Annotated in this window: 4 protein-coding genes; 2 read left to right on the plus strand and 2 right to left on the minus strand. The window is 74.0% G+C overall.

Translation table 11 applies throughout. The features are described 5' to 3' along the window. Window positions 1-474 (minus strand): class I SAM-dependent methyltransferase (locus QZX64_RS15870; protein ID WP_295661705.1); only part of this gene is annotated, 474 nt, incomplete at its 3' end. A 160-nt stretch (window positions 475-634) separates the two neighbouring features. Between QZX64_RS15870 and QZX64_RS15875 the strand changes: the two genes are divergently transcribed. Further along, complete coding sequence (locus QZX64_RS15875; protein WP_295661708.1) at window positions 635-1,732, plus strand: peptidoglycan-binding protein; 1,098 nt, start codon at window positions 635-637, stop codon at window positions 1,730-1,732. 37 nt (window positions 1,733-1,769) lie between these two features. Beyond that, entirely contained in the window at window positions 1,770-3,059 is a 1,290-nt protein-coding gene (locus QZX64_RS15880) for an isochorismate synthase MenF (RefSeq protein WP_295661711.1), read from the plus strand. A gap of 3 nt (window positions 3,060-3,062) precedes the next feature. On the opposite strand, the gene QZX64_RS15885 is transcribed toward QZX64_RS15880, so the two are convergent. Further along, a complete protein-coding gene (locus QZX64_RS15885) occupies window positions 3,063-3,701 on the minus strand; it encodes an MBL fold metallo-hydrolase (protein WP_295661713.1) in 639 nt (212 codons plus the stop codon). Between the last annotated feature and the right edge of the window lie 14 nt (window positions 3,702-3,715).

A 3,715-nucleotide genomic window follows, 5' to 3' on the forward strand; every position in this document is an offset into this window, starting at 1 on the left:
AAACGGCGTCCAGGTCGGGTGGCTGAACTCGCACACCACCAGCCGGCCGCCCGGCCGGGTCACGCGCAGCATCTCGCGCAGCCCGGCCATCGGGTCGACGATGTTGCGCAGCCCGAAGGAGATCGTCACGGCGTCGAAGGTGTCGTCGGCGAAGGGCAGCCGAGTGCCGTCGCCGGCGGTGAAGGGCAGCGCCGGCCGCGCGCGCCTGCCGACCCGCAGCATGCCGAGGGAGAAGTCGCAGGGCACGACGACAGCGCCGGCGTCGGCGAAGGGCTGGCTCGACGTGCCGGTGCCGGCTGCGAGGTCGAGCACCCGCTCCCCGGGGCGGGGGTCGACGGCGTCGACGACGTCGCGGCGCCAGCGCCGGTCCTGGCCGAGCGAGAGCACGTCGTTGGTCACGTCGTAGCGCCGGGCCACGGCGTCGAACATGCGTCGTACGTCGGTCGGCTGCTTGTCGAGCTCTGCGCGGGCCACGGGCCGGAGCCTACGGTCCCCTCCCCCGGGCGCCGATCGCCACCGGCCGACACCGCGCCACCACTGGGCCGACACTGCGCTGCCCCTGGGAGCAACCAAATGCGTGGGGACCGCGTCCTGGTCAGTGACACTGGAACGCCTGACCACCCGGAGGAATGCGATGAAGGCGCTGCGCGCCCTGATGGTGACCGTGCTGACGGTCGCGGTGCTCGCCGCGACGACGATCGGGACGGCCCTCGCCGTCCGCTGGTACGCCGAGCGAGACAGCCCGCGGGCCGCGGGCGGGGTGGCGGCCGAGCCGACCCCCGGCCCGGTGGAGCCGTCGGTCACGCCGGCAGAGCCCGTGGCACCGAAGCCCAGCGAGCCGGCCGCCCCGCGCTTCGTGCTGGCGCAGGGCGACACCGGCGAGCGGGTCCGCGAGCTGCAGCACCGCCTCTTCCAGCTGGCGTGGTGGCCCGAGCTCACCACCGGTCGCTACGACGGGGAGACCCGCGAGGCGGTGCGCGGCTTCCAGGAGAAGCGCGGGATCGCGGCGACAGGACAGGTCGACCAGCGCACGTGGCGCCGGCTCACCGCGATGACCGAGACGCCCACCCACGACCAGGCGCACAACGTCCTGGAGCCGGGTCCGGCGCTCCTCGCCCGGGGAGCCGGCGGTGAGGAGGTGCGCGCCGTGCAGGCCCGCCTCGTGCAGATCGCCTGGCTGTTCGGCGACGTCACCGGGACCTACGACAAGGAGACCGTGGAGGCGGTCCGCGGCTTCCAGGCCAAGCGCGGGATCCCGGTCACCGGCGAGGTCGACCAGCGCACGCTCGACCGGCTCGCCGCGATGACCTACACCCCGACCTACGACCAGATGCACAACATCGAGCCGGAGCCCGGCGCCCTCGACACGCGGTGCCGTACCGGGCGGGTGCTGTGCGTCGACAAGGGCTCGAACACGCTGCGCTGGGTGGTCGACGGCACGGTGCTGGAGACCTTCGAGGTGCGCTTCGGCTCCGACGAGCTGCCGACCCGGGAGGGCTCGTTCTCGGTGTTCTCGAAGTCGCGCGACCACGTCTCGAGCCTCTACGACACCTCGATGCCGTTCGCGATGTTCTTCTCCGGGGGCCAGGCCGTGCACTACTCGCCCGACTTCGCGGCCAACGGGTACGCCGGCGCCTCGCACGGCTGCGTCAACGTGCGCGACTACGACGGCATGGCGGCGCTCTTCGACCAGGTGCAGGTCGGCGACCGGGTCGTCGTCTACTGGTCCTGACCCCTGCCCTGCGGCGCCCGCGTTACCCTCGGTCCTCGTGACGAGCAGTACGACCTCCGCCGAGCCGGCCGCCGAGCCGGCCGCCGATCCGCTCGTCGTGCGCAGCGTCAGGATCGACTCAGCATCGGTGCCGGACCTGCTCGAGCGCCTGCCCGCCGGCGACCCCTGCACGTGGCTCCGCAGGGGCGCCGGCCTGGTCGGCTGGGGCACCGCGGCCCGCATCCGCACCACCGGACCCACCCGCTTCGCCGACGCCGACAAGTGGTGGAGCGAGCAGGTGGGTCGTGCCCGGGTCGTCGACGAGGTCGGGGAGCCCGGGTCGGGGCTCGTCTGCTTCGGGTCGTTCGCGTTCGCCGACGAGCCGGGCCACTCGGTGCTGACCGTGCCGCAGGTCGTCCTCGGCCGCCGCGGCGAGACGACCTGGCTCACCACCGTGGGCCCTTCCCACCTCGGCCCGGCCCGGCTCGACCCGTTCGCCGAGCAGACCGCCCCCGTGCCGCCGGCCGGGGTCAGCTTCGCCGACGGCGCCGTCGACGGCGAGCAGTGGATGAGCGTGGTCGCCGACGCCGTGGCCCGCATCGACCACGGCGGCCTCGAGAAGGTGGTGCTGGCCCGCGACCTCGTCGCGACCGCCACCGAGCCGATCGACGTGCGCTGGCCCCTGCGTCGCCTCGCGGCGGACTACCCGATGTGCTGGACGTTCCACGTCGACGGTCTCTTCGGGGCGACGCCCGAGATGCTCGTACGGCGCGAGCGCGGGCTGGTCACCTCCCGCGTGCTGGCCGGCACCATCCGCCGCACCGGCGACGACGAGCGCGACCTGGCCCTGGCGGCGACCCTGGCCCGCAGCAGCAAGGACCTCGAGGAGCACGAGTACGCCGTCCGCTCGGTCGCCGACGCCCTGGAGGCGCACTGCTCGTCGATGAACGTGCCGGAGACGCCGTTCGTGCTGCACCTGCCCAACGTCATGCACCTGGCCACCGACGTGGCGGGCGTGGCCCACGACGCGGCCACCGTGTCCAGCCTGCGCCTGGCGGAGGCGCTGCACCCCTCGGCCGCGGTGGGCGGCACGCCGACCACCGCAGCGGTGGCGCTGATCGCGGAGATCGAGGGCATGGACCGGGGCCGCTACGCAGGACCGGTCGGCTGGATGGACGCCTCGGGCGACGGCGAGTGGGGCATCGCGCTGCGCTCCGCGCTGCTCGAGGGCGACAGCGTGCGGCTCTTCGCCGGGTGCGGCATCGTCGGCGGCTCCGACCCCGAGGCCGAGCTCGCGGAGTCGCAGGCGAAGCTGGTGCCGGTGCGGGACGCGCTCACGAGGCCCTGAGCGCTACAGGTCGTGACCGTCGGCGAGCCGGGTGTACTCCTGGCCGGACGCGCCGAGGAAGCGGCGGAGGTGGCCGTCGAGGATGCCGAGGCCCAGCTCGGAGTAGACGCGGTCGTGGATGGCCAGGTTGCGCGGCGCCCCGACGGCGACGGCGAAGTCGACCGCCTCCGACAGCTTCTCCCACGGCGCGCAGATCGGCGCGCACAGCACGTCGACGTCCTCCCCGGGCGGCGTGAGGGCGTCACCGGGGTGGTAGACCCGCTGCTCGCCCAGGGTCAGCACGAAGCCCGAGTTGTCGATGCGTGGCAGGTCGGGGTGGATGACGGCGTGCAGCTCTCCGACGGCCCGCACCGGCACTCCGACCACCTCGAGGCGCTCCTCGGGCGCCACCACGGTGACGCGCTCCGCCAGGTCGGGGGCGTCCTCCCGGATCCGCGCCGCCACGGCCTCGATGGTGAACACGGGCGCGTCGCAGGCTCGCAGGTGGTCGGCCAGGTAGTGGTCGGGGTGCTCGTGGGTGATGAGCACCGCGTCGGCACCCTCGGTGGCCCCGGGGTCGGTGAACCCGCCCGGGTCCAGGACCAGGGTGCGGCCGTCGTGCTCGATGCGCACGCAGGAGTGTCCGAGCTTGGTGATCCGCATGCCCGCAGACTAGG

Origin of the sequence: uncultured Nocardioides sp., assembly GCF_902805925.1 — a bacterium.
GTDB lineage: Bacteria > Actinomycetota > Actinomycetes > Propionibacteriales > Nocardioidaceae > Nocardioides.

What these genes read in the sequence shown, in the direction of transcription:
- QZX64_RS15885 (WP_295661713.1), bottom strand. Translation starts at nt 3,701, where the DNA reads ATGCGGATCACCAAGCTCGGACACTCCTGCGTGCGCATCGAGCACGAC.
- QZX64_RS15875 (WP_295661708.1), top strand. Translation starts at nt 635, where the DNA reads ATGAAGGCGCTGCGCGCCCTGATGGTGACCGTGCTGACGGTCGCGGTG.